General features: G+C 72.2%; 20 protein-coding genes and 1 pseudogene. 11 read left to right on the top strand and 10 right to left on the bottom strand.

What is annotated here, in order from left to right:
• Window positions 1-49: 49 nt before the first annotated feature.
• Both I5Q34_RS08650 and I5Q34_RS08645 read right to left on the bottom strand, forming a co-directional pair.
• Window positions 50-1,345: an LCP family protein gene (locus tag I5Q34_RS08650; protein WP_277965417.1), complete on the bottom strand. Its 1,296-nt coding sequence runs from the start codon at window positions 1,343-1,345 to the stop codon at window positions 50-52.
• Entirely contained in the window at window positions 1,338-1,787 is a 450-nt protein-coding gene (locus I5Q34_RS08645; protein WP_199891601.1) for a hypothetical protein, read from the bottom strand. The genes I5Q34_RS08650 and I5Q34_RS08645 overlap by 8 nt, the downstream gene beginning before the upstream one ends.
• Before the next feature lie 154 nt (window positions 1,788-1,941).
• Between I5Q34_RS08645 and I5Q34_RS08640 the strand changes: the two genes are divergently transcribed.
• The gene (locus tag I5Q34_RS08640; RefSeq protein ID WP_199891600.1) at window positions 1,942-2,679 is read left to right on the top strand and encodes a Mut7-C RNAse domain-containing protein; all 738 of its coding nucleotides are present in this window, start codon (window positions 1,942-1,944) and stop codon (window positions 2,677-2,679) included.
• On the opposite strand, the gene map is transcribed toward I5Q34_RS08640, so the two are convergent.
• Window positions 2,666-3,433, bottom strand: coding sequence for a type I methionyl aminopeptidase (gene map / locus I5Q34_RS08635; RefSeq protein WP_199891599.1), 768 nt, complete (start codon window positions 3,431-3,433; stop codon window positions 2,666-2,668). The two genes, I5Q34_RS08640 and map, sit on opposite strands and share 14 nt — an antisense overlap.
• A 112-nt stretch (window positions 3,434-3,545) precedes the next feature.
• Between map and I5Q34_RS08630 the strand changes: the two genes are divergently transcribed.
• Window positions 3,546-3,821, top strand: a complete 276-nt coding sequence (locus I5Q34_RS08630; RefSeq protein WP_199891598.1) for a helix-turn-helix domain-containing protein — start codon at window positions 3,546-3,548, stop codon at window positions 3,819-3,821.
• Between the two features lie 6 nt (window positions 3,822-3,827).
• On the opposite strand, the gene I5Q34_RS08625 is transcribed toward I5Q34_RS08630, so the two are convergent.
• The 3 genes from I5Q34_RS08625 to gndA form a co-directional block, all read right to left on the bottom strand.
• Window positions 3,828-4,454 carry a 50S ribosomal protein L25/general stress protein Ctc gene (locus I5Q34_RS08625; RefSeq protein ID WP_199891597.1) on the bottom strand — a complete coding sequence of 209 codons (627 nt, stop codon included), beginning with the start codon at window positions 4,452-4,454 and terminating at the stop codon, window positions 3,828-3,830.
• A gap of 104 nt (window positions 4,455-4,558) precedes the next feature.
• Window positions 4,559-5,779 carry a MalY/PatB family protein gene (locus I5Q34_RS08620; protein WP_234428615.1) on the bottom strand — a complete coding sequence of 407 codons (1,221 nt, stop codon included), beginning with the start codon at window positions 5,777-5,779 and terminating at the stop codon, window positions 4,559-4,561.
• Window positions 5,780-5,819: 40 nt separating this feature from the next.
• Window positions 5,820-7,271, bottom strand: a complete 1,452-nt coding sequence (gene gndA / locus I5Q34_RS08615; protein WP_199891763.1) for an NADP-dependent phosphogluconate dehydrogenase — start codon at window positions 7,269-7,271, stop codon at window positions 5,820-5,822.
• A gap of 542 nt (window positions 7,272-7,813) precedes the next feature.
• Here gndA and I5Q34_RS08610 point away from each other — a divergent pair.
• Window positions 7,814-8,552 (top strand): annotated as a pseudogene (locus I5Q34_RS08610) (transporter).
• Between the two features lie 91 nt (window positions 8,553-8,643).
• Complete coding sequence (locus I5Q34_RS08605; protein ID WP_199891596.1) at window positions 8,644-10,914, top strand: trehalase family glycosidase; 2,271 nt, start codon at window positions 8,644-8,646, stop codon at window positions 10,912-10,914.
• 279 nt (window positions 10,915-11,193) lie between these two features.
• Here I5Q34_RS08605 and I5Q34_RS08600 read toward each other — a convergent pair whose 3' ends face one another.
• Window positions 11,194-12,552, bottom strand: a complete 1,359-nt coding sequence (locus I5Q34_RS08600) for a protein-glutamine gamma-glutamyltransferase (RefSeq protein ID WP_234428614.1) — start codon at window positions 12,550-12,552, stop codon at window positions 11,194-11,196.
• A gap of 47 nt (window positions 12,553-12,599) precedes the next feature.
• Complete coding sequence (locus I5Q34_RS08595; protein ID WP_199891595.1) at window positions 12,600-13,109, bottom strand: hypothetical protein; 510 nt, start codon at window positions 13,107-13,109, stop codon at window positions 12,600-12,602.
• Window positions 13,110-13,522: 413 nt separating this feature from the next.
• Between I5Q34_RS08595 and I5Q34_RS08590 the strand changes: the two genes are divergently transcribed.
• Genes I5Q34_RS08590 through I5Q34_RS08580 form a run of 3 tightly spaced genes read left to right on the top strand, consistent with a single transcriptional unit; the run spans window position 13,523 to window position 15,418 of the window.
• Window positions 13,523-13,924 (top strand): helix-turn-helix transcriptional regulator, encoded by a 402-nt coding sequence (locus I5Q34_RS08590; RefSeq protein WP_199891594.1) that lies wholly within the window; start codon window positions 13,523-13,525, stop codon window positions 13,922-13,924.
• Window positions 13,921-15,009, top strand: a complete 1,089-nt coding sequence (arsB, locus tag I5Q34_RS08585; protein WP_199891593.1) for an ACR3 family arsenite efflux transporter — start codon at window positions 13,921-13,923, stop codon at window positions 15,007-15,009. Before I5Q34_RS08590 ends, arsB begins: the two co-directional genes overlap by 4 nt.
• Window positions 14,999-15,418: an arsenate reductase ArsC gene (locus tag I5Q34_RS08580; RefSeq protein ID WP_199891592.1), complete on the top strand. Its 420-nt coding sequence runs from the start codon at window positions 14,999-15,001 to the stop codon at window positions 15,416-15,418. The genes arsB and I5Q34_RS08580 overlap by 11 nt, the downstream gene beginning before the upstream one ends.
• Before the next feature lie 189 nt (window positions 15,419-15,607).
• On the opposite strand, the gene I5Q34_RS08575 is transcribed toward I5Q34_RS08580, so the two are convergent.
• Entirely contained in the window at window positions 15,608-16,372 is a 765-nt protein-coding gene (locus I5Q34_RS08575) for a DUF5710 domain-containing protein (RefSeq protein ID WP_277965418.1), read from the bottom strand.
• Window positions 16,373-16,756: 384 nt separating this feature from the next.
• On the opposite strand from I5Q34_RS08575, the gene I5Q34_RS08570 reads away from it, so the two are divergent.
• The 3 genes from I5Q34_RS08570 to I5Q34_RS08560 are packed head-to-tail and all read left to right on the top strand — an operon-like array spanning window position 16,757 to window position 20,665.
• Window positions 16,757-17,617 carry an ABC transporter ATP-binding protein gene (locus I5Q34_RS08570; RefSeq protein ID WP_199891591.1) on the top strand — a complete coding sequence of 287 codons (861 nt, stop codon included), beginning with the start codon at window positions 16,757-16,759 and terminating at the stop codon, window positions 17,615-17,617.
• On the top strand, window positions 17,614-18,594 hold the full coding sequence (locus I5Q34_RS08565) for an iron-siderophore ABC transporter substrate-binding protein (RefSeq protein WP_199891590.1): 981 nt from the start codon (window positions 17,614-17,616) through the stop codon (window positions 18,592-18,594). Before I5Q34_RS08570 ends, I5Q34_RS08565 begins: the two co-directional genes overlap by 4 nt.
• A gap of 4 nt (window positions 18,595-18,598) precedes the next feature.
• Complete coding sequence (locus I5Q34_RS08560) at window positions 18,599-20,665, top strand: iron ABC transporter permease (RefSeq protein ID WP_199891589.1); 2,067 nt, start codon at window positions 18,599-18,601, stop codon at window positions 20,663-20,665.
• An 81-nt stretch (window positions 20,666-20,746) separates the two neighbouring features.
• On the opposite strand, the gene I5Q34_RS08555 is transcribed toward I5Q34_RS08560, so the two are convergent.
• On the bottom strand, window positions 20,747-22,597 hold the full coding sequence (locus tag I5Q34_RS08555; protein WP_199891588.1) for a glycoside hydrolase family 15 protein: 1,851 nt from the start codon (window positions 22,595-22,597) through the stop codon (window positions 20,747-20,749).
• Window positions 22,598-22,997: 400 nt separating this feature from the next.
• On the opposite strand from I5Q34_RS08555, the gene I5Q34_RS08550 reads away from it, so the two are divergent.
• A complete protein-coding gene (locus I5Q34_RS08550; protein ID WP_199891587.1) occupies window positions 22,998-23,852 on the top strand; it encodes a SpcZ in 855 nt (284 codons plus the stop codon).
• Window positions 23,853-23,912: the final 60 nt, after the last annotated feature.

The raw sequence follows: 23,912 nt of genomic DNA, 5'->3' as shown, positions 1-23,912 counted from the left end.
GGGGCTTCCCATGACCGTACACAGCGTGCCGTACCGGGCCGTCGCCGCGTCAGTTCACGCAGGGCACGCCGCCCGCCGTCACCGTGGTGTCGGATCCGTCGCCGGCGGTGGGGGAGGGGGACTCGGGCTCGTCCGGTTTCTTCTCCGGTTTCTTCTTCTCCGGCTCCTTCTCCGGCTTCTTCTCCGTGTTCTTCGACGGAGCCTTCGCGTCGCCCGGTCCGGACGGACGGGGTGACGGGGACGGCGATCCGCCGGAGGTCAGTTCCGCGACGGTCCGCCGGATCCGCTCCGGGTCGACGAGGTTCACCGACTCGCCGCCGCGCGTCGCGAACCCGGTGATGGGCAGCGTGCGGAACTCCACGTGGCCCGAGGTGAGGTCGGGGGCCCGCCGGGCGAAGTCCAGCACGTTCCAGGAACTGTCCAGGACGAGGTCCTTCTTCACCACGTCGAACAGCTCCCGCAGCTTGCCCAGGTCGTCGAAGACGCCCTGCGACTTCAGCCGGTGCGTCACCGAGGCGAGGAACGCCTGCTGGCGGCGGGTGCGGTCCAGGTCACCGCCGTCCAGGCCGTGCCGCTGCCGCACGAAGGCCAGAGCCTGCTTGGGGTCCAGCTTCTGCGGGCCGGCCGGGAAGTCCGCCCCGGAGTACCGGTCGCGCACCGGGTGCTTGAGGCACACGTCGATCGGCTGGAGCACCTTGGCGATGTCGTAGAAGCCGAGCAGGTTGACCTCGGCGAAGTGGTCGACCGGTACGCCCAGGAAGCGCTGGACGGTGGTCAGCGTCGCCGCGCGCCCGGCCTCCCGGCTGCGGTGCTCCAGTTCGGGGCCCTTGACGCCCTCGGCCGACAGCGTGTCGTGCGCCTTGGTGTAGCCGAAGGAGTACGCCTCCTTGATCTTGTGGTGGCCCTGGGAGGTGCCGTCGCCGTAGAGGGTCTCGACGTAGTCGTCCCGGGGCACGGAGAAGGCGGTGACCTTGCCGCCGCCGGCCGGGATGTGCATGAGGATCAGGGTGTTGGTGTTGTAGTAGCCGATCTCGCTGGATCCGGCGTGCAGTTGGTCCTGGACGAACTCCTTGGGCAGGTCGTTGCCGTCCATGTCCTTGCGGCTGTCCAGGCCGATCAGCAGCAGGTTGACCGAGCTGTCCAGGTGCCGGGGCGCGTGCTTGCGGGCGGCGTCGAGGGCGTCGGAGGTGGTGAGGCCGTCGGTGATGGTGCGGTAGGCGGTCCAGACGGTGCCGGAGGCGATCAGCACGACCGCCGAGGCGGCCCAGACCGCGGCCCGCGCCGCCCGGGCCGGCAGCGGGGGACGCGCCTTGCGGCGACGGCGACGGCGGCGGGGCTCAGTCACGGAGGTCCTTCCCACCGGTCCGCCGCGTCCGCGCGGGGCGTATGACGCGGACGGCGAGCACGGCCAGCACCGCGCCCTCGGCGGCCGCCATCACGGGGAAGGCGTCCAGGGCCCAGCGCACCGCGTCGGTGGCGAGCGGGCCGTCGTCCGTCGGCAGCGAGACGGCCACCGTCGCCGCGGCCACCACCAGCGGAGGCATCGGCACGACCCAGCCGAGCCCGCCCCGCGCCGTCGCCAGGACGGTCGCCCACAGCGCCCCCGCCACCGCGCCCGCCGCGACGCCCCAGCCGGGACCGGCTCCCCGCACGGCGTCGGCGCAGGCGCCGAGCACGGGCGGGAGCAGGAGAGCGGCGGCGGTGGGAACGCCGCCGCGGGGGCGGGCGGGGGCGCGGGACGCCCGGGTGCGGGGCGCCGCGGGTGCGGTTGCCCGGTGTTCAGCCATGACAGCGTGCCTTCGATCGTCGTACGGTCCTCTGGTCCGTTTGACGAGTCGGCCGCGCTATTGGTTGCGTTATTGCGCAACCTTGCAAGATTCTGTCCGCTGTCCGCCCCCGGGCGGCGGACAGCGCTCCGGCGGCGCATGGCATGCTGACCGGGTGAACGGACCCGAGATCGACGTGACTTTCGCCCCCGAGCTGCGGATCTTCATCCCCTCCGAACGGCGGGGCGAGCGGCTGGCCGTCCGGACCGACGGATCGTCATCCCTCGGGCACGTGGTGGAGTCGCTCGGCATCCCGCTCACCGAGGTCGGCCGGCTGCTGGTCGACGGCCGCGAGACGCCGGTCTCGCACGTCCCCGGCGAGGGCGAGGCCGTGGAGGTGTGCTCCGTCGAACGTCCGCAGCAGGTGCCCGGGGCGCCCCTGCGGTTCCTGCTCGACGTCCACCTCGGGACACTGGCGCGCCGGCTGCGCCTGCTCGGCGTCGACGCCGCGTACGAGAGCGAGGACATCGGCGACCCGGCCCTCGCCGCCCGCTCCGCGGCCGAACGCCGGGTGATGCTCTCCCGCGACCGCGGCCTGCTGCGCCGGCGCGAACTGTGGGCCGGCGCCTACGTCTACAGCGACCGTCCCGACGAGCAACTGCGCGACGTCCTGGGCCGCTTCGCCCCCGTCCTCGCGCCGTGGACGCGCTGCACCGCCTGCAACGGGGAGCTGCGCGACGCCGACAAGGACACGGTGGGCGACCTGCTGGAGCACGGCACCCGCCACAGCTACGACGTCTTCGCCCAGTGCGCCTCCTGCGACCGCGTCTACTGGCGCGGCGCCCACCACGCGCGCCTGGAGGCCCTCGTCCAGGACGCGCTGCGGGAGTTCGGCGGCGTCACGGCAGGGTGAGGATCCTGGGCCCGTCGTCCGTAATGGCCACGGTGTGCTCGATGTGCGCGGCCCGGCTGCCGTCGGTGGTGCGCAGGGTCCAGCCGTCCGCGTCGGTGCGGTAGTTGTCGCCGCCCCCGGCCATCAGCATCGGCTCGATGGCGATCACCAGCCCGTGGCGCAGCGGGTAACCGCGGCCCGGGCGCCCGCGGTTGGGCACGTGCGGGTCCTCGTGCATGGCGCGGCCGATGCCGTGGCCGCCGAAGCCGTCCGGCATGCCGCAGCGGGCCGCGTCCGCGACGGCGCCGATGGCGTGCGAGACGTCCCCCATGCGGTTGCCGGCGAGGGCGGCGGCGATGCCCGCGTCCAGGGCCCGCTGCGTGGCGTCCACCAGCGCGAGGTCGGCCGGCCGCGGCGTGCCGACGGCGAAGGTGATCGCCGCGTCGCCGGTCCAGCCGTCCACCCGCGCCCCGCAGTCGATGCTGACGAGGTCGCCGTCGCGCAGCCGGTGGCCGTCGGGTATGCCGTGCACCACCGCGTCGTTGACGGAGGCGCAGATGACGCCGGGGAACGGCGTGGGGGCGAAGGACGGGCGGTAGCCGAGGAACGGTGACGCGGCCCCCGCCTCGTCCAGCACCCCGCGCGCCACCTCGTCCAGCTCCCGCAGGCTCACGCCGATGTGCGCCGCCTCCCGCACCGCCGCCAGGGCCCGCGCGACGACGCGGCCGGCCTCCCGCATCGCCTCCAGCTCTCCGTCGGTCTTGATCTCCACCATGCGCTGACGCTCCCCTCGTCGAGGGCCCCGCTCCGTCCCGGGGGCACCCAATTCTTATACCGGTATTAGTATCACGGTATTGGAATTGGCGTCGCGGGGCTAGGATCGCGGCATGGTGAGGACCCCTCTGACCCCCTGGGAACGGCAGCGCGGCGAGCTCTTCGGCGCCCTGATCCGCCGGGCCCGCGGCGACCGCAGCATGGTGGAGGTCGCCGCGGCGGCCGGAGTCTCCGCGGAGACCCTGCGCAAGATCGAGACCGGCCGGGCGCCGACGCCCGCCTTCTTCACCGTGGCGGCCCTGGCCGCCGCGCTGGACCTGTCCATGGACGAACTGGCGGCGGCCTGCGCGGCGGAGGCGGACCCTTGGCAGGAGCCCCTGTCGGCCTGAGCCGCGTCAGCCCTCGGAGGCCGGCGCCTCGCCCTCCTCGGCGGGCGCCTCCGCGGCCTCCTCCTCTTCCTCCGCCTCCTCGACGGGCTCCTCGGCCTGCGCCGCGACGACCTGGAGGACGGCCGCGTCGTCCTCGACGGCCAGCGACACCCCGCGCGGCAGGCCGATGTCCCCCGCCCGCACGGTGTGCCCGGCCTCCAGCCCCTCGACCGAGACGGTGAAGCCCTCCGGGATGTGCGTGGCCTCCGCCTCGACGGGCAGCGCGTTGAGGATGTACTCCAGCAGGTTCCCGCCCGGCGCCAGCGCGCCCTCGGTGTGCACCGGCACCTCCACGGTGACCTTCTCGCCCCGCTTCACCGCCAGGAAGTCCGCGTGGATCAGGAAGCCCTTGAGCGGATCGCGCTGCACCTCCTTGGGGATGGCCAGCTCGCCCTTGCCGTCGATGTCCAGCCGCAGCAGCACGTTGGGCGTCTTGAGGGCCATCATCAGCGCGTGGCCCTCGACCACGATGTGCTTGGGCTCGGCCCCGTGGCCGTAGATGACCCCGGGCACCTTGCTCTCCCGGCGGATGCGGCGGGCGGCGCCCTTGCCGAATTCGGTGCGCGACTCGGCGGTCAGCTTGACCTCGGCCATGACTGCTCTCCTCGGATGTCCTGTGGTCGTCAGCCCACAGGTATCCACTCGGGGAGACCGGCGATCAGCGCATGCTCCGTGTGGAGCAACGGCGGCGCGAGGGCTCAGCCGGCCCCGGCGTACCGCCGGGCCGCGTCCGCCATCCGCCGCACCGCCTCGTCGAGCACCTCCGGCGACGTCGCCAGGGTCAGCCGGACGTGTCCCGCGCCGCCCGTCCCGAACCGCGCGCCGTCGCCGAGCGCCACCCGCCCGTGCTCCAGGAACACGGCCGCCGGATCCTCGCCCAGCCCCGCCTCCCGGCAGTCCAGCCACGCCAGGTACGTGCCCTCCGGCAGCCGGTAGCGCACCCGCGGCAGGTGCCGCGCGAGCAGGCCGGCGAGCAGCCGCCGGTTCGCGTCCAGCCCCGCGAGCACCTCGTCGAGCCAGCCCCCGGCCGCCCGCAGCGCGGCCGTGTGGGCGATCACCCCGAAGTGGCTCGGGCCGTGGCTCACCTCCGGCGGCAGCCCGGCCAGCTCCTTGGCCGCCGCCGGGCCCGCGACGGCCAGCGCCGCCTTGACCCCCGACAGGTTCCAGCCCTTGGACGCGGACATCAGCGAGAACGCGTCGTCCGCGCCCGGCACCGACAGATAGGGCACGAACGCGGCACCCGGCAGGACGAGCGGCGCGTGCACCTCGTCCGCCACCACCCGCACCCCGTACCGGCCCGCCAGCGCCGCCACCGCCGCCAGCTCCGCGCGGGTGTGCACCGCCCCGGTCGGATTCTGCGGACTGCACAGCAGGTGCGCCGCGCGCCGCCCGCCGGCGACGGCCCGCCCGTACGCCTCCTCCAGCGCGGCGAGGTCCAGCCGCCCCGCCGCGTTCAGCGGGGCCTCCACCGCTCGACGGCCCGCGTTCCGGACGAACGCGTAAAAGGGCGGGTACACGGGGGAGTTGACCACCACCGCGTCCCCGTCCCCCGTCACCAGCCGCAGCACCTCCGCCACGCCGGTCATCACGTCCGCCACCACCGCCGTACGCTCCACGGCGACGCCGTCCCAGCCCCAGCGCCGCCGCGCGAACCCGGCCACGGCCTCCGCGTAACCGGTCCCCGTCGCGTACCCGACGTCCCCCCGCGCCACCGCCTCCGTCAGCGCCCGGGCCACGGGCTCCGCGAGCGGCACGTCCATCTCCGCCACCCACAGCGGCAGGACGTCCGGCGGGTGGACGCGCCACTTGGCGCTCGTGCGGCGGCGCAGCTCGGCGAGCGACAGCCGGCACAGCGGATCGGTCCGTATGTCCTGCATGTCCTGCACGTTCTGCATGTCCTGCTCGGATGGCAACGGCATACGGGCCATTGTGCGCCGCACCGGCCGCGGGGGACGAGGGTCAGTCCGTGCGCTCCTCGGAGCGGTCGCCGCCCCACAGCGTGTGGAACGACCCCTCCCGGTCGGTGCGCCGGTAGGTGTGCGCCCCGAAGAAGTCCCGCTGACCCTGCGTCAGGGCGGCGGGCAGGCGCTCGGCGCGCAGCGCGTCGTAGTAGGCGAGCGCCGCCGAGAACCCCGGCGTCGGCACGCCGTGCCGCACGGCCGTCGCGACCACCTCGCGCCAGGCGTCCTGGGCGTGGCCCACCTCCTCGGCGAACCCCTTGTCCGCCAGCAGCGTCGGCAGCGCCGGGTCGGCGGCGAACGCGGCCCGGATGCGGTCCAGGAACGCGGCCCGGATGATGCACCCGCCGCGCCAGATGCCCGCCACCGCGCCGAGGTCGATGTCCCAGCCGTACTCCGCGCCCGCCGCGCCGATCATGTTCCAGCCCTGCGCGTACGAGACGACCTTCGACGCGTACAGCGCCTGCTCGACGCGTGCGGCGAACGCCTCGGCCTCCTCGCCCGACAGCGCCGCCCCCCGCGGCCCCGGCAGCCCCCGCGCCGCCGCCCGCAGCCCCGTGCTCCCCGACAACGACCGCGCGAACACCGCCTCCCCGATCCCCGACACCGGAACCCCCAGGTCCAGCGCCGTCTGCACGGTCCACCGCCCGGTCCCCTTCTGCTCGGCGGCGTCCGCCACCACGTCCACGAAGGGCCGCCCGGTCGCGTCATCGGTGTGCGCGAGCACCTCGGCGGTGATCTCGATGAGGTAGGAGTCGAGCCGCCCGGTGTTCCAGCCCCGGAAGACCTCGGCGATCCGCGCCGGCTCGTACCCGGCGACGGCGCGCAGCAGGTCGTACGCCTCGGCGATGAGCTGCATGTCGGCGTACTCGATGCCGTTGTGCACCATCTTGACGAAGTGGCCGGCGGCGTCCGGTCCGATGTGGGTGCAACAGGGCGTCCCGTCGGGGGCCTTGGCGGCGATGGATTCGAGGAGGGGGCCGAGGGCTTTGTAGGATTCGGCGGATCCGCCGGGCATGATGGAGGGCCCGTGGAGCGCTCCTTCCTCGCCGCCGCTGATCCCGGTCCCGACGAAGTGGATGCCGCGTTCGCGAAGTGCCTTCTCCCGTCGTCGCGTGTCGAGGAAGTGGGCGTTGCCGCCGTCGATGATCATGTCGCCCTCGTCGAGGAGGGGTGCGAACTCGTCGATGACGGCGTCGGTGGGGGCGCCGGCCTTGACCATGATGACGATGCGGCGGGGCTTGATGAGGGAGGCGACGAAGTCCTCGGCGGTCTCGGCGGGGACGAAGTTTCCTTCGTGGCCGTGTTCGTCAATGAGGGCTGTGGTGCGGGCCGTTGTGCGGTTGTGGACGGCGACGGTGTGGCCGTGGCGGGCGAAGTTGCGGGCGAGGTTGCTGCCCATGACGGCGAGGCCGGTGACGCCGATCTGGGCGGTGGGCTGGGCGCTGGGCATGGCGGTTCCACTCCTGTCGCTGTGCGTCGAAGAGTTGTGCGAGGCGTCAACGTTGGAGGGCTCGAAGGTCTTCTCCTCGGGCAGCCGGGCGTCGCCCGGCCATCGTCGCACGGGGTGCTCGAAGCTGGCTGGGAGTGAGCTGGAGGCGACCGTGGGTCTGTTGTCTTGTTCACCCACGGGGGCTCTGCGCCTGTGGTCCAATTGTGTGATGTAAACAAAGTGTGGGGTCGGATGTGGGCTCCACGAGTGAGGGCTTTGGTGCTGGGCAGGTCGCCCGAAGGTGCTGTCTGGCCGTCGTGTGATCACGGCGCTTCGGGGCGGTCCGTGGCGGGTTCTGACGGGTCCGATGCTGACTTGATGCCGACTTTGCTGATGGTTGGTCAGCTACGCGAAACGCGGTCCCTGGCCGGGCTGTGGCATTGGTGAGAGGTGGCGGCCTGTCAGGTGCGACGGTGACAGAGCGTGACGGAGGGTTTGTTCGGGGCCCGTCGGAGTCGGGCAGGTGGCCCGGCAAATCCGGAGGGGGCGGAGCGTGTCGGGTTCTGAAGTTGTTCAACGTCGGAGCGGCCGGTGCGACAGGGGTCGCTACGCGGCCGGCGGCGCGCGAGCAGCATCTGCAGGGGCTGGTCGAGAGGAACATGGAGACCTTCCTGCGCGTGCGCTTCCTGGCCAGTGAGTACAACACCGGTCCACGGCACGGTGGTCGTATGGACTCGTTCGGCCTCGACGAGAATGGCGCGCCCGTGATCATCGAGTGCAAACGAGGCCAGGACGCGGACCAACCAGGGGCTCTTCTGCCTGCCGTGGCTCGTGGACCACAAGGCGTAGTACGGGCACTTGGTCCGCGACCGGCTCGGGGCCCCGGTCGCGGCCCAGGACTTGTGGAGCGCACCGAGGCTGATCCGCGTCGTGGACAACTTCACCCGCTACGACGTGCATGCCATCCGCGAGCACCGGCGCAGCATCGGTCTGGTCCGCTACCGCTTCTTCGGCGAGGACCTCTTTGGGCTGGAGACGGTCGCCTCCGTCGCCGTCCAGACGGCGGCCCTGGGCGCCCGGTGCGAATTTCGCCTGCGTCTGCCCGCTGCAGAGAGACAAACTGCTCGTCTGTCTCAAGGCCCACCCCAAGAGGCCGACCTTGCCCCCGGATTCACCCGGGCCGGCGACCTGGAGTTTCAGCTGAGCACGGACCGGGACCTGGAGCGAGCCCGGGAAGCTGAAGGTCCCCTGGCCGGTCGGTGCGCCCTTCGGCAGGGGGCGAGTTCTGGCCGGAGCGGGTGAATCGCGTGATGCGGGCGCCGCGTTTGCTTCATGCTGCCGAACGCCCTCGTCGGATCTCGGCCCTGTTCCTTGGATGAACTGGAGTTCGCCGATGCGCCCGCCCCCGTGCGCCCTGTTCGCCCTCGCTCTCCTCCTGGCCGTGGCCGCCGCCTGCGTCCAGCCGGCGGCTGGCGCCCCGTCCCGGAGGGTGGCCTCCCTGAGCTACGACGGCTACGACGACGTGCTCGATTTGAAGGGTGCGCCGACGGTGGCGCTTCCCGGGCGCGAGAACCCGGTCAACGTCTTTGCCGACCGGGGGGCTTGGCATGCCTACGCTCTGCCGGCGGCGGATGCCCCGGGCGGCTACGGCGGATTCACCGGTCCCCTCTATATCGCGCAGGAGTATCCCTGGTGGTTGAGCACCTCCTTCAGCCGTATCCGGCTGAGCGAGGACGGCCGCGTGCTCGACCTCGCCGGCGGCGGCCCGCCGCGCTTCACGTCCCGGCCCGGGGCCCTGGTCCAGGCGTACAACCTCGGCGGCGGCCTTCGGCTCACCCTTGAGCTCCGGTACGCCACGCACCGCACCGCGCTGGTGGGGGCCGTCGTACGCAACGCCGGCCGCGTCCCGCGCACCCTCGGCGCCGATTGGACCGGAAGGCTGTTGCGGCCCGCCGAGGCGCCGATGAGGCAGGCGCTCTCGCCGGCCGTGGCGCCTTGGGGCGTCGCCGTCGGCTTCGCCAGGGTGCGTGCGGCGGACGATTTCCTCACCGACGGCACTGAACGGTTCGAGGTCCGGCACCGGGATCCGGTGCGTACGACGGTGTCGGGGGACGGGGACTCCTACCGTACGGAACTGGCCGCGCCCTTCACCCTCGCGCCCGGCGCGGCGCGCTCCCTGGACTGGACCGAGAGCTACACCTTCACACGGGCCGAGCGCACCGCGGAGGCCGGTGCGATACGGCGGGTGTTCGCCGACCCGGCGCGGACCGTCCGGGCCGGCGACGCCCGCTGGCGCGGGTACGTCGACGGCGTGACCGCCGGGGTACCGGCCGGTCGGCGGCGGCTCGCCGTCAAGGCGCTGGAGACGCTGGTGACCAACTGGCGCAGCCCGGCCGGGAGTCTCGCGCATGACGGGATCACGCCGTCCCTGTCGTACAAGTGGTTCGCGGGTGGTTTGTGGGCCTGGGACACCTGGAAGCAGGCGGTCGGCACGGCACGCTTCGATGTGCGGCTGGCCGAGGCGCAGATCCGCTCGGTACTCGACCACCGGATACGTCCCGGCTCCACGACCCGCCCGCAGGACGCGGGGATGATCCCGGACGCCGTCTTCTACAACACCCCGCAGCAAGGCGGGACCAACTGGAACGAGCGGAACAGCAAGCCGCCGCTGGGTGCCTGGGCGGTGTGGCAGGTCTACGGGCGGAGCGGGAACAAGGACTTCCTGCGGGAGGTGTACCCGAAGCTGGCCGCGTACGAAGCGTGGTGGTACCGCAACCGGGACCACGACCGCAACGGGCTTGCGGAGTACGGCGCGACCGTGGACCCCGCCAACGGCTCGCCCGGGGAGCAGCGGCTGGCCGCCGCCTGGGAGAGCGGCATGGACAACGCGCCCCGGTTCGACGCCGCGCTGGGCACCTCGGTCGTGCCGAACCGGGACGGCTCGGGGCGGGTCGTCGGCTACTCGCTGACCCAGGAGTCCGTGGACCTCAGCGCCTATCTCGCCGTCGACCAGGAGCATCTGGGCCGGATCGCCGCGGAGTTGGGGAAGCGGGCGTCCGCCGACGGCTGGCGGGCCAGGGCGGCCGCCACCGGCAGGGCCGTACGGGAGAGGATGTACGACCCGGCGACCGGCTGGTTCCACGACACCGCGCTCGGCTCCGGCGCGCGGCTGACGGGCCGGGGCAGGGGCATCGAGGGCGTGATCCCGCTGTGGAGCGGCGTCGCGACCCGGGCGCAGGCCGCCGCCGTACGTGAACGGCTCCTGGATCCCTCCGAGTTCGCCACCGCGATGCCCCTGCCGACGGTGTCCAGGAGCTCGCCGTACTTCGCCGCGCGGCAGTACTGGCGCGGTCCCGTCTGGCTCGACCAGGCGTACTTCGCGATCGCCGGGATGCGCCGTTACGGATTCGGCCGCGACGCGGATGCGCTGACCGCGAAGCTGACCGGGAGAGCGTCCGGTCTGCTCGGCGACGGACCGATCATGGAGAATTACGACCCGCTGAGCGGAGCCGCCCTCAACTCGCCCAATTTCAGCTGGTCCGCGGCGCTGCTGCTGCCGATGATCGCGGGACGCCAGCCGGGACGAGACCGGCAGGGCGTGGAGGCTGGCGGGGGCGGAACACCGGAACCCCGCCCTGGGGAAGCTGCACAAAGTTCTGCGTGATCCTTTACCGCTAGCGCCGCAATCTGTCAAACATGTAGGTTAGGGCATTGTGCTTGCTGAAGTGCCAGGAGCCCGTGCCGGCTTTGTACTGGCCCGGCGGTACCTCTGATCACCCACGCCAACCCCTGCCGTGCTGGATTCGTGCCGAATCGCCCGGGGCCAGCAGGGTGGTTGAGCCGGATGGCGTTCCGTTTCACCTCGTGCTATTTGCCTTCGTGGAGCCGTAGTTGTCCACGGGGGTGGGGGAGGGCCGGGCGGCCCGGCGCTCCCCCGGTTCTGTCACGGCCAGCCTTGCTCCACCTTGGAGGGGGCGGTGTTCCAGCTCTTGGGTATGAACGCGATCATGTAGGTTCCGCGGTCGAAGTCCGCGTACCCGGCAGACCAGTTCCGGAACTTGCTCTCGTATACGTGCATGGGGCCCAGGTCGCCGTTGGGCGCGTGATAGTGGTCACCGTGGGTCCATACGGTTTTGTCGGCGTCCGCTTCTGTCTGAGCACCGAACCAGCCGTAGTCGAAGTTGACCCAGCCTTCACCGGGGTTGGCGGGACTGCGCGGAATGCTTCTGTCCTTCGACATGTCGACCAGGCCGGTACCCGGGTTGGGACGGAAGGCTTCCGGATCGCCGTACTTCCTCTTGTCGGAGGAGCCCCACTGGTCCTGTCCGCTCCAGAAGTGCTTCGAGTAGATCACCGCCTTCATCCTGGACGGGTCGTAGTTGCCTCCACCCCTTTCCTTGAAGGACGGTGTGTTCCTCAGCGCCGAGTAGAAGTTCGAGCGGCTGTCCTCGTGGAGCAGAGCGTCATTGTTGTTCGCGAGCTCCGTCTTGAGGTTGTTGACGTAAGTCCCCTCGTCGTGGGCGTTTTCCAGGGCCTTGTTCATGATGGACGCCACATCGCGCGCCCGCTTGAAGCCCTTCCCCTCGTCGAAGCCGGCCTTGGCGATGCGGCCCTCGAACTCCGCCCGCGTTTCATCGGGCCGGGGTCTGGTGTTTTTCAGGTCGTTCTTGTACTTGTTCTCATCGAAGGACGCGAACGCCAACTTGTTCGTCGGGTAGGGGCCCGAATTGACCCAGGTGACGCCGACGCAACCGTAGGACAGCTTCTCCCGCTGCTCCTCGGTCATCTGCTGCTTCTTGCCGTCGCGGTGACTGTAGACCTGCTGCCACTTGCGTATGTAGTTGTTGACGACCGTAGTGGCCCTGCCTCCGTAGGCCCGGTACGCGTCAGGCATCCTGTCGAGCGGCTCGGCGGGCGGGGTTTCCCTGTCGTCGACAGAGTTGGGGGCCCGGAAGGACGGGGCGGCTCCAGGCCGCCCCAGAGCCAGAGCTCTTTCGTTCAGTGCGTTGATGTTCTTGACGTCATCCGCCGTCAGGCCGTGCGTTTCGGCGTAGGAGTGCTTCCTTTCCCCGTCGTCGCCGCCGGCGGCCTGGCTGACCGACGGTATTAATCCGACGGTGCATATGACCGCACTCACGGTGGTGAAGGCGAGAAGTCTCCGGCTTTTGTGCATGAAGATCAATAACTCCTTTGTGGTGAAACCTCGTGAAACGAGGGCATGCGAGAACGCGACGGAATGGAGGGGGTTTGTGGCGAGCCGCCGCTCAGGGGTGGCGGTGGCGGCGCGGTCGTCGCCGGCCATGACCGTGGTGGCCGCCGGGCGCGCTGGGTGCGACTCGGTCGCCCGGGCTACATCAGGGTCGTCGCCGAGGCGACGACGCGGGCCCGGTCCGGGTGGTCGGGGTCGCCGTAGCGGACCTCGACACGCGGGTGGGAGCGCATGAACTCGGTGTCGGCCAGGCGGACTCGGCCGGGGTGGCCGACCGTGCGCACGGCGATGTCCGTGTCGAGGAAGAAGCTGAACTCGCCCGTGGCCGGGGCGTAGACGAAGAACTTGCCGCCCTCGAACGTCTGCTGCGCGACGTCGTCCGTCAGGACCAGGGACCAGAAGCCCACACAGTGGCCCGCGGGACACATGAACTGGAAGTCGGCCCGCAGGCCGTCCAGTTCCATCCAGCGGAAGGGGTTGTCGTCGTCCGCGTTGATCGTGGCAGCGGTGGCAGCGGTGGCAGCGGTGGCAGCGGTCGCCGGGGCGGTCGTGTCCGGGGCGGCCGCCTGGGCTCCCTGGGTGAGGGGCAGGGCGAGGGCCGCGGTCACGGCGGCGGTGGTGAGGGCGCGGAGAGCGGTTCTGCGTATCACTTCTCGGCTCCTGGATGAGTGATCAGGCTGATACGAGCAGTGATCATGTCCCCCTGTTAACTCCCCGGCAACATCATGGCTTTAAAACCGGCCATCCAGTCACATGGGGCGGTATCCGGCCATGCATCCGATCCGGCCCAGCTTGGGGGATGTGATGCGGCAGCGCTCCCCTGCTTCTGGCGTGTAGTTGGTGGCGAGGCCGGTACCGATGTTGTCGGGAATCCCGTGGTGGGCCGAATGACACCGTTGCCGACTTGGCTGATGTGTCGTCAGGTACAGGGCTTTGCCCGTGTCCGCCCACTCCGCCGGGCCGGGCCGCTCCGGCGCTTCGAGGCCGGCGACGCGGAGTGTGCCGCATTGATCAACTTCGATGCAGGCTTGCGCCTTGAATCGAAGGGCGTCAATATAGAGGGATGTCGAATCAAGGGTTCGTGGTGCTCGGGCAGGGCAGTGCCGATGCCGATGGCTGCTGTCCCGGCCTGCTGGCCGCGCCGCTCGCCGAGGAGCAGGCGGTGGAGCTGGCGAAGGTCTTCAAAGCGCTGGGCGATCCGGTCCGGCTGCGGCTGGTGTCGATGATCGCCTCCCGGGCCGGCGGGGAGGTGTGCGTCTGCGACCTCACGCCCGCGTTCGAGCTGTCGCAACCGACGATCTCCCACCACCTCAAGCTCCTGCGCGAGGCCGGCCTGATCGCGTCGGAGCGGCGGGGTACGTGGGTGTACTACCGGCTGCTGCCGGAGATGACCGACCGTCTTGCCGGCGTCCTCACCCGCCCCGCCGGTCGGTCCCTGCCCGAGCCGACCGAGGCTCCTTCATGACCCCGTCCAGGCTGTCCTTCCTCGACCGGTATCTCGCCGTGTGGATTCTCGCCGCGATGGCCGCCGGCCTCGGCCTGGGCCGTCTCGTGCCCGGACTGGGCGACGTGCTGGCGAAGGTGACCGTCACCGGCGTCTCCCTGCCGATCGCGCTCGGGCTGCTGGTGATGATGTACCCGGTGCTGGCCAAGGTCCGCTACGACCGGCTCGGCGCGGTCACCCGCGACCGCCGTCTCCTGCTGCCGTCGCTGCTGCTGAACTGGGTGCTGGGGCCGGCCCTGATGTTCGCCCTGGCCTGGCTGTTCCTGCCGGACCTGCCCGAGTACCGCACGGGCCTGGTCATCGTCGGACTGGCCCGGTGCATCGCCATGGTGATCATCTGGAACGACCTCGCCTGCGGCGACCGCGAGGCCGCCGCCGTCCTCGTGGCACTCAACAGCGTCTTCCAGGTGATCGCCTTCGCCGCGCTCGGCTGGTTCTACCTGTCCGTCCTGCCCGGCCGGCTGGGCCTGGAACAGGCCGCGCTCGACGTGTCGGTGCGGGAGATCGCCCGCTCGGTGCTGATCTTCCTGGGCATCCCGCTCGCCGCCGGCTACCTCACCCGCCGCCTCGGCGAGAAGGTCAGGGGCCGAACCTGGTACGAGACCCAACTGGTCCCGCGCGTCGGCCCGTTCGCCCTGTACGGGCTGTTGTTCACCGTCGTCGTGCTCTTCGCGCTCCAAGGTGACGCGATCACCTCGCAGCCGCTCGACGTCGCGCGGATCGCCCTGCCCTTGCTGGTCTACTTCGCCCTCATGTGGGCCGGATCGATGGCATTGGGCCGCGCGGTAGGCCTGGACTACCCACGCGCGACCACACTGGCCTTCACCGCCGCGGGCAACAACTTCGAGCTGGCCATCGCGGTGGCCATCGCCACCTTCGGCGCCTCCTCCGGCCAGGCCCTCGCCGGAGTCGTCGGCCCCCTCATCGAAGTCCCCGTCCTCATCGGCCTCGTGTCCGTCGCCCTGGCCGCCCGTCGCCGCTTCTTCCCGCCGTCCCCCGCCGGCCGGCAGGCCGCCACTCAGGAGGGTTCAGCCCGTGTCCGATAACCCCGAGTCGTCCGTCCTGTTCGTGTGCGTCCACAATGCCGGACGCTCCCAGATGGGCGCCGCCTTCCTCAGCCACCTCGGTGCGGGCCGCGTCGAGGTCCGTTCCGCGGGATCGGCTCCCGCCGGGACCGTGAACCCGGCCGTGGTCGAGGCGATGCGCGAGGTCGGCATCGACATCTCCGCCGAGACCCCGAAGATCCTCACCGTGGAGGCGGTGCGGTCCTCGGACGTGGTGATCACCATGGGCTGCGGCGACGCGTGCCCGTACTTCCCCGGCAAGCGGTACCTGGACTGGACGCTCGACGACCCCGCAGGACAAGGCGTCGACGCCGTCCGTCCGATCCGCGACGAGATCGAGCGCCGCGTCCGCGCCCTGCTCACGGAACTCGGAATCGAGTCCCGCGCGTGACCGGTGCTTCCGGCTGACGTCGCCAGGCGCGTGGGGAGTGCCGGGGGCCCGGTCTTCGTCGGGCAGGGCCTGGAGCGCGGTGCCGAGGCGCTGCGCGTGGGCGCGGGCCCGAGTGGCGGTCTGCCGACGGCCGGTGTCCGTGAGGGTGACGTCGGAGGCGCGGCGGTCCCGGGGACCGGTGGCGTCGGCTCAGTCCCGGCGTGTGCCGCGGAACGGGTTCGTGCCCTGACGGGGCACCGACGGCGCGTCGCGTGGTGCCGGGGACGTTCCGAGGGTCGCGGCAGCGATACCGGGCCGGTCGCGTGCGTCCGGCGGCGGTGTGACGGTGATGCCGGCGTCGGTGAGGATGCCCAGGTCCAGCCTCCAGGCGATGGCGGAGCGTTGCTGCCACAGGGCGAAGGCCGCGGCGACGTGCTGCCGGGCCTGGTCCCGGCTCATCCCGGTGACCTCGACCAGGTGGGCGAATGCCTGGGCTTCCAGGCCACGGACCTGGGCGTAGCCGAAGTGCGTGACGGTGTGACAGTCGGTGCACAGACAGATCAGCCGCTTGAGCGTCTGCACGCGGCGTGTCTCGTCGTACGTCCACCGCTCGTGCGCCTCCAGCCACCGCTTGGCGTGCCGGTCCTCTCCCGCTCCGCATGCCTCGCAGCGCATGCCGACCCGGCTGGTGATCATGCGACGCAGCCGTTCCCAGTCCCGCTGGGTGACGCAGGAGCGGACGTTGGTGAACCAGCAGCTGCTGGGCACCAGATCGACGAACAGTCCGCTGCCGAGCGTTCGGTCCTCACCGGGCAGCAGATCGGGGACATCGGGAGCGGCCGCCCACGGGGCGAGTGCGGTCATCCCCTCGCGCGGCGCGTACCAGCGTTTGGCGGCCGGGTCCCAGCGGGCCCCGGCTCGCTTCGCCTCGTCCTTCTCCGCGTACGGAACGTCCAGCCATATGCGCTCAACCACCCTGCGTCCCCTCCCTGTTGGCAGGACGGCCACGCTATCGGAACGGTTGGGTTCCTCGTCGCCCGTTACGGGTCTCCGTCGACATCGCGGAACTCGGCCCCGTTGACGCACTGGCCCGGAACATCACGGACGAGATCTCGACGGCGATGGCGCATGAAGCAGGCCCCGAACCCGCACCGGCGGGGGGCTGTTGGGGCAAGGTGCCGCCGAGGGGGAGCTGCTGGCCGGCCGATGGAGCCGGCCCGGGCCGATATGTGGACGAGGGCGTCGGCAAATGACATCATTCTCGCCTCAATGCAGACATATCGGGGTGGCGGGAGCGTCAATACCAGCCACCGGCAGGGCTGTTTTCAGCCATTCTTAGGTTAGGCTAACCTTCATCGCGTGAGAGCTGGTGAAGAGACCTCCGAGCCCACGGGGCCCCGCGGTCATGAACTGTCGGCCACGGAAGTCACCGTGGCCTATGACGGCGTCGACGTCGTGCACGCCGCGTCGGTGACGCTGCGGCCCGGCGAAGTGACCGTCCTGGTCGGCCCGAACGGCAGCGGAAAGTCGACGCTCCTGCGCACGCTCGCGCGGCTGCAACGGCCCAGGAGCGCCACGCTCGTCCTCGACGCCGGCACCGACGGCCTCGCGCTGCCCGCCCGCGAGTTCTCCCGCCGTGTCGCCCTGCTGACGCAAGGGCGCCCCACTCCCGGCGGGCTGACCGTGCGGGACGTCGTCGAGTTCGGCCGCTACCCGTACCGGGGCCGCTGGGGCAGGACCGACCCGTGCGGACGGGCCGCGGTGGACCGCGCGCTCGCCATGACGGGCGTCACCGAGCTCGCCGGACGCGGCGCCGAACACCTCTCCGGCGGACAGCTCCAGCGCGTCTGGCTCGCCTGCTGTCTCGCCCAGGAGACCGGCGTGCTGCTCCTCGACGAGCCGACGACCTACCTCGACCTGCGATACCAGGTCGAACTCCTCGACCTGATGCGCGACTTGGCGGACGACCACGGTATCGCCGTCGGCGCCGTCCTGCACGACCTCGACCAGGCCGCGGCCGTCGCCGACCGGATCGTGCTGCTCCACCAGGGACGCGTCGTCGCCGACGGCCTCCCCGAGGACGTCCTGACGCCGCAGCGCCTCACCGACACCTACGGCATCCGCATCGACGTCGACACCGACCCCCTCACCGGCCGCCTGCGCACCCGCGCGATAGGCCGCCACCACTCGCGAAGCGAAAGGCTCAGCACCCCCTCATGAGACGCCTCCTCCTGGCCGCGGCCGCCACCGCCGCGGCCCTCGCCCTGACCGCCTGCGGGACCACCGAGCCGGCCGCCGACAAGGCGGACAAGCCCGCCGGGCGCATCACCCTCACCGACGCCTCGGGCGGGAAGGTGGAGCTCGACGGACCCGCCAAGAGGGTCGTCGGGACGGAGTGGAACGTCGTCGAGAACCTCGTCTCGCTGGGGGTCGACCCGGTCGGCGTCGCCGACGTCAAGGGCTACAAGACCTGGGACACCGCCGTCCCGCTCAAGAACGAGCCCAAGGACATCGGCACGCGCGGCGAGCCCAGCACGGACACCATCGCCGCCCTGAAGCCCGACCTCATCGTCGCCACCACCGACCTGCCCGCGGCCGCCGTCAAGCAACTGCGCAAGGTCGCCCCGGTCCTGAACCTGCGCGCCGCCGACGCCGCCGACCCGATCGGGCGGATGACCGGGAACCTGGACCTCATCGCCCGGGCCACCGGCACCACGCAGCAGGCCGGGAAGCTCAAGGAGCAGTTCCAGAAGAAGCTGGACGAGGGCAGGAAGGCCCTCGCCGGCGCCGGCCGCGCCGGGACGGAGTACGCCTTCGCCGACGGGTACGTCGTCTCCAACCAGGTCACGATCCGGCCCTTCACCGGCGGCTCGCTCATCGGCGCGGTCAACGAGCAGCTCGGCCTGAAGAACGCCTGGTCGGTCAAGGGCGACAAGAGCTACGGGCTCGGCTCCACCGACGTCGAGGGCCTCACCGAGCTCGGCGACGACGTGCGGTTCGCCTACATCGGCAGCGACGGCGACAAGAGCAGCACCCCGTTCACCGGCGTCCTCGCCGACGACAAGGTGTGGACCTCGCTGCCGTTCGTCGAGAAGGGCAACGTCCACCGCCTGCCCGACGGCATCTGGATGTTCGGCGGCCCCGAGTCGATGGCCAAGTACGTCGACTCCGTCGTCGAGGCGCTGAAGAAGAAGTAGCACCATGGCCGTCACCGCACCCACAACCGCCACCCGTCCTCCGGCGGCCGCGTCCCGGACGGCCGCGGCCGCGGTGACGGCCGCGCTGCTCCTCCTCGTCGCGGGCCTCGCGGTCGTCGACATCACCCAGGGAACGGCCGCGGTCGGCGCCCCCGAGGTATGGAAGGCGCTCACCGGACACGCCGACCCGGCCGACGCGTCCGTCGTCGTCGCCTCCCGGCTGCCGAGGGCGGCCGCGGCCCTGCTCGTCGGTGCCGTCCTCGGCGTCGCGGGCGCCGCGCTGCAGGCCGTCAGCCGCAACGTCCTCGCCTCCCCCGACACCCTGGCCGTCAACGCGGGCTCCTACCTCGCCCTCGGACTGACGGCCACCACCGGCGTCACGCTCCCCCTGTACGCCTCCTCCGGCGTCGCGTTCGCCGGGGGCCTCGCCGCCGCGGCCGTCGTCCTCGGGCTGTCCGGCCTGGGCACCGGCACCGTACGGCTCGTCCTCGCCGGCACCGCCCTCACCCTCGGCCTCACCGCCGTCACCGAGAGCCTGCTCCTGCTGTTCCCCCGGCAGACCCAGGGCCTCTACCAGTGGAACCAGGGGAGCATCGGCCAGACCGGGTTCGACGGCGTGCTGCAGATGGCACCGATCGGCATCGCCGGTCTCGCCGGGCTGCTGCTCCTCGCCCGCCGGGTCGACGCCCTGGCGCTCGGCGACGACGCCGCCCGCGGCCTCGGCGTCCCCGTCCGGGCCACCCGCCTCATCGCCGTCGTCCTCGCCTCCCTGCTCTCCACGGCCGCCGTCACCCTCGCCGGACCCATCGGCTTCGTCGGCCTGTGCGCCCCCGCCCTCGTCCGGCCCCTGGCCGCCCGCCTGCGGGCGTTCACCCGGACGCGCGCGAGCCTGCCGGTCGCGGCGCTGACCGGTGCGGCCCTGGTGCTCGGCTCCGACGTGCTGCTGCGCGCCGCCGTCCCGGCGGACACCGCGGTCGCCGTGCCGACCGGCGTCGTCACCAGCCTCGTCGGCGCCGTCTTCCTGATCGTCATGGCCACGCGGGCGAAGGACACCGCCGGGGCCGCCGCGGCCGACCGGCTGCGCATCAGGAGCCGGGCCGTCTTCCTCACCACCACGGCCGTCCTGGTGGCCGCGCTCATCGGCGTGACCGTCGCCGCCGTCCTGCTGGGCGACAGCAAGCTGCTCCTCGGCGACGTGCTCAACTGGGCGCAGGGAAGGGCCGGGCGGACCGTCGGCTTCGTCCTCGACACCCGGGTGCCCAGGGTCCTCGCCGCCCTCCTCGCGGGCGCGGCGCTCGCCCTGGCCGGGACGCTCGTCCAGGCCGTCACCCGCAACCCCCTCGCCGAACCGGGTTCCCTCGGCGTCTCCGGCGGCGCCGGCCTGGGCGCCGTCCTCCTCGTGACGACGGTGCCGCTGGCCGGGTCGTGGAGCGTGGCCGCCGCGGCGTTCGCGGGTGCCGCCGTCGTCTCCGCCCTGGTCTTCGGACTGGCCGCGCGGGGCGGCTTCCAGCAGAACCGGCTCGTCCTCGTGGGCTTCGGCGCCGCCACCGCGACGACCGCCCTGATCAGCCTTCTCGTCATCCTCACCGACCCGTTCAACGCGACGAAGGCGCTCACCTGGCTGTCGGGTTCCACCTACGGGCGCACCCTGCCCGACGTGGCGCCGCTGGCGGCCGTGCTCGCGGTGGGCCTGCTCGTCGCCGTTCAGCGGCGCACCGGGCTCGACTTGGTCTCGCTGGACGAGGACACCCCGCGGCTCCTGGGGCTCGGCCTGTCCCGGAGCCGCCTCGGGTTCCTGGTGCTGAGCGTCCTGCTCAGCGCCACCGCCGTGGCCGCCGCGGGCACGATCGGCTTCGTGGGCCTCGTGGCACCGCACGCGGCGCGGGCCCTCGTGGGCCGGCGGCACGCCCGGGTGGTGCCGGTCTCGGTCCTCCTCGGTGCCATCCTGGTCTGCACCGCCGACCTGGTGGGCCGTACCGTGATCGCCCCGGCCCAGCTCGGCGCCGGCCTGATGACGGCGATGATCGGCACGCCGTACTTCCTCCACCTGCTCGTACGGACCCGCCGCTAGGAACTCCGCACCGTGCGGCGGCCGCTGCCGCAACACGAGCCGGCTCCCTCGCCGACAGGTCCGCGGGTACGCGCCGCTGTTCTAGTCGAACCAGGCGTGGGTGGCGAGTTCCGGCCGGACGCCGCGGTGGACACGGGCGAGTCCTACCGCGCTGGCGATCAGGCCGACATGGCTGAGCCCCTGGGGGAAGTTGCCGAGGAAGGTACGGCTGCCGGGGTCGATCTGTTCGGCGAGCAGCCCGAGCGGGCTGGCATAGGAGCACATCTCCTCGAAGAGTTCCTCGGCCTCGCCGATGCGGCCCTGGCCCACCAGGTTGTCGACCAGCCAGAAGCTGCACAGTACGAAGGCGCCTTCCGCCTCGTCGAGCCCGTCGGGCGACTCGTCCGGCAGGTAGCGGTACAGCAGGCCGCCCCCGGCGCCGAGCCGGTCGGCGACGGCGCGGGTGGTGGCGACCATGCGGGGGTGGTCGGCGGGCAGGACCCGCCGCAGGGGCAGGGCGAGGAGCGATGCGTCCAACCCGCCCCCGGGGCCCAGGTGTTCGGTGAGGGCCTGGGAGCGTTCGTCCCAGGCGTACCGCAGGATGCGTTCGGTGATCGCCTGTGCTTCGGCGCTCCAGGTGTCCGGGGAACCGGGGAGGCCCAGGCGGCGGGACAGACGTGCGGCGCGGTCGAGCGCTACCTGGCACATGGCGGCCGAGTAGGTGAACGGGCGGCCGGCGGTACGGACCTCCCAGATGCCGTGGTCGGGCGTCTTCCAGGCGGTGCGGGCGCGCTCGGCCAGACCGGCCAGCTGTGGCCACAGCACTCCGTCCAGTCGTCCGCCGGTGGCGGCCCACTGGAACGCGCAGTCCAGGATCTCGCCGTAGATGTCGTGCTGCACCTGCCGCGCGGCGGCGTTCCCCCACCGGACGGGTGCCGAGCCGCGGTAGCCCTCCAGCTCGCCGTCGGCGGTCTCCGGTGGCGGCGGCCGGCCGTCGAGGTCGTACAGGACCATCGGGCCCTGCTCCTCGGTGGCCCGCAGCGCCCAGGCGAGGAATCCGCCGGCTTCGGCGGGCAGGCCGATGCGGCGCAGCGCGAAGACGGTGTAGGCGGTGTCGCGCACCCAGGCGTAGCGGTAGTCCCAGTTGCGGTTGCCGCCGATCCGCTCGGGGAGCGAGGAGGTGGGAGCGGCGACGATCGCGCCGTTCTCGACGTGGTCGAGCAGTTTCAGGGTGAGGGCCGAGCGGCGGACCAGATCCGCCCGCGGCACGTCGTCCATGAGCCGGCCCGACCAGCGCCGCCACACCTTCGCCGTGTCGTCGAGGTGCCGGTCGGTGCCCCGGCCCTCACCCCCTGCGGGACGCCGCCCGGGGCCCGGGTGCCAGGTGAGGGTCAACGCCATCTCCTGCCCTTCCTCCAGCGGCAGATTGGTCTCCGGCCCCGCCAGCGGGCGTGTGGCGCACAGCAGGAGTTCGAGCTGCTGGTGCGGGCAGACGACACGCCATCCGGCCGGGTCGTCGACCCACTGGGCCCCGCCCCTCGGCCGTACGGTCACCGCCAGCCGCGTCCGCCCGTGGAGGACGCGGGCGCGGCGGACGAAACATCCCAGGCCGGCGGCGACGTCCTCCTCCAGCCGGGCGCCCGGCCGCAGCAGGAAGGCGTCGGTCAGCTCCACGGTGGCCGTGTCCGTGCGCAGCTCGGTGACCAGGACGGCGGTGTCCTCGACGTAGTACTGGCGGCTCTCGCGCAGGCCGTCGGGCAGCAGGTCGAAGCGGCCGCCCCTGGCGTGGTCCAGGAGCGGGCAGAACAGGGGCGGTGAGTCGAAGCGGGGGACGCACATGAAGCCGACCGCACCGGTCCGGCCGACCAGGGCACTGCCTCTCCCGTCGCCGACCAGGCCGTGATCCTCGATCGGCGGGTAAGGCTCGTGCACCACTCGGCGCCACTGGTTCATGTCACCGTGGTACCCCGTCGGGGTGGGACGTATCGCCGTGCCGAAGGGCAAGGGCCGGCCGAGCTCGACACGATGCCGCGGCAGGGGACCCTCGCGTCGGGGTTCGTTCCTCCGCATCGGGGTGCGTTCCTCGCCGCCCCCGACCGCGGCCGGCGAACTGGCCGTCGGCCGTGGCGAACCGGCCGGCTGTCACCCGCTCACGGGGGTGGCCGACCGGGGGCCGAGGCGCTCGCGAGGCCGGCCCATGGTGCGCGCACCGGGGGGGGCGGGCGCGTGCCCCGCCCAGAACGTGATCATCGCGACATCGCGCCGAACGGCCCGGCAGGTGAGGATACGGGGACGGGCCGGAGCGCACCGGGCCCGCACCACGCAGCAGTACAGCGGAACAGGAGAAAGAACCGTGAGCCGTCCCGCGCCCTCCGCCGAGGCCCTCCCGCGTTTCCTCGCCCGGCTCGACGCCGCCGCGTCCGGCCGCTGGGAGGAGCGGCCCGCGCAGGGACCGGACCTGCCGGACTGGCTCGTCCAGCTGGCCGGCGCGCTGTGGGACGGCCAGGACCCGGACGCGGCGGGGGAGTGGGCCCGTCGGATGTACGACGCCTGCGCGCGTCTCGACGGGCGGGTGCCGTTCGGCGTCGTTCACGACTGGCACGCCCGTACCGTCGCGCCGCTGCTGGGGGAGGGGCAGGAGGACGTACGGGCGCTGCACCTCAGGGCGTTGGCGGGGGAATCGGTCGCGGAGGATGCCTGGGCCGCCGTCCTGGAACCGGCGCTGCGGGACGTCCACCGGCGTGCCTACCCGTACGCCGACGCCTTCGCCACGGCCGCGGCCAACGCCCGCGCCTGGGCGAGGACGAACGACTACGGCGAGACCGAGGCCGAGGAGTTCGCGGACGGCTATGCCCGGCTGAACACCGGGGCCAACGTGACGTCCTGCGCCGATGCCAACGCCCTCGTGCACGCACGGGCGTCGGCGGCCGCTTTCGCCGCGGGGGACGCCGTCGCCTACGCGGCCTGCTACCCGTTCGCGGCGGTGAACGCCTATGCCCTCGCCCTCGCCGGGCAGGACACGGCGGACGGCCGGGAGGAGCGGCACCGGGCGGCCTGCGGGCGGCTCGCGGACGGGCTGGCCGAGAGTCTGGAGCGGGCCGCCGGGGAGCCGGAACGGGGACGGGGATTCGATCCCGGTATCGCTGTTCCAGCCCCTTCGATCACCGTCGAATCCCCTGGTGACAGGGGCGCGGTCAGGTCACTCTGACGTCGTCGGAAACGGTGCGGGAACGGTTCCCGGCACCATCCTCCGGCGAAGGAGACGACG

The organism is Streptomyces sp. AV19, from assembly GCF_015999245.1.
Taxonomy (GTDB): Bacteria; Actinomycetota; Actinomycetes; order Streptomycetales; family Streptomycetaceae; genus Streptomyces.
This window is presented reverse-complemented; position numbering and strand designations above follow the sequence as displayed.

Excerpts from the sequence above, each read along its gene's own strand:
- I5Q34_RS08555 (WP_199891588.1), bottom strand. The coding sequence starts at position 22,597 with ATGAACCAGTGGCGCCGAGTGGTGCACGAGCCTTACCCGCCGATCGAG.
- gndA (WP_199891763.1), bottom strand. The coding sequence starts at position 7,271 with ATGCCCAGCGCCCAGCCCACCGCCCAGATCGGCGTCACCGGCCTCGCC.
- map (WP_199891599.1), bottom strand. The coding sequence starts at position 3,433 with ATGGTGGAGATCAAGACCGACGGAGAGCTGGAGGCGATGCGGGAGGCC.
- I5Q34_RS08645 (WP_199891601.1), bottom strand. The coding sequence starts at position 1,787 with ATGGCTGAACACCGGGCAACCGCACCCGCGGCGCCCCGCACCCGGGCG.
- I5Q34_RS08600 (WP_234428614.1), bottom strand. The coding sequence starts at position 12,552 with ATGGCCGGCGACGACCGCGCCGCCACCGCCACCCCTGAGCGGCGGCTC.
- I5Q34_RS08625 (WP_199891597.1), bottom strand. The coding sequence starts at position 4,454 with ATGGCCGAGGTCAAGCTGACCGCCGAGTCGCGCACCGAATTCGGCAAG.
- I5Q34_RS08630 (WP_199891598.1), top strand. The coding sequence starts at position 3,546 with ATGGTGAGGACCCCTCTGACCCCCTGGGAACGGCAGCGCGGCGAGCTC.
- I5Q34_RS08565 (WP_199891590.1), top strand. The coding sequence starts at position 17,614 with ATGAGACGCCTCCTCCTGGCCGCGGCCGCCACCGCCGCGGCCCTCGCC.
- I5Q34_RS08605 (WP_199891596.1), top strand. The coding sequence starts at position 8,644 with ATGCGCCCGCCCCCGTGCGCCCTGTTCGCCCTCGCTCTCCTCCTGGCC.
- I5Q34_RS08590 (WP_199891594.1), top strand. The coding sequence starts at position 13,523 with ATGTCGAATCAAGGGTTCGTGGTGCTCGGGCAGGGCAGTGCCGATGCC.
- arsB (WP_199891593.1), top strand. The coding sequence starts at position 13,921 with ATGACCCCGTCCAGGCTGTCCTTCCTCGACCGGTATCTCGCCGTGTGG.
- I5Q34_RS08620 (WP_234428615.1), bottom strand. The coding sequence starts at position 5,779 with ATGCCGTTGCCATCCGAGCAGGACATGCAGAACGTGCAGGACATGCAG.
- I5Q34_RS08560 (WP_199891589.1), top strand. The coding sequence starts at position 18,599 with ATGGCCGTCACCGCACCCACAACCGCCACCCGTCCTCCGGCGGCCGCG.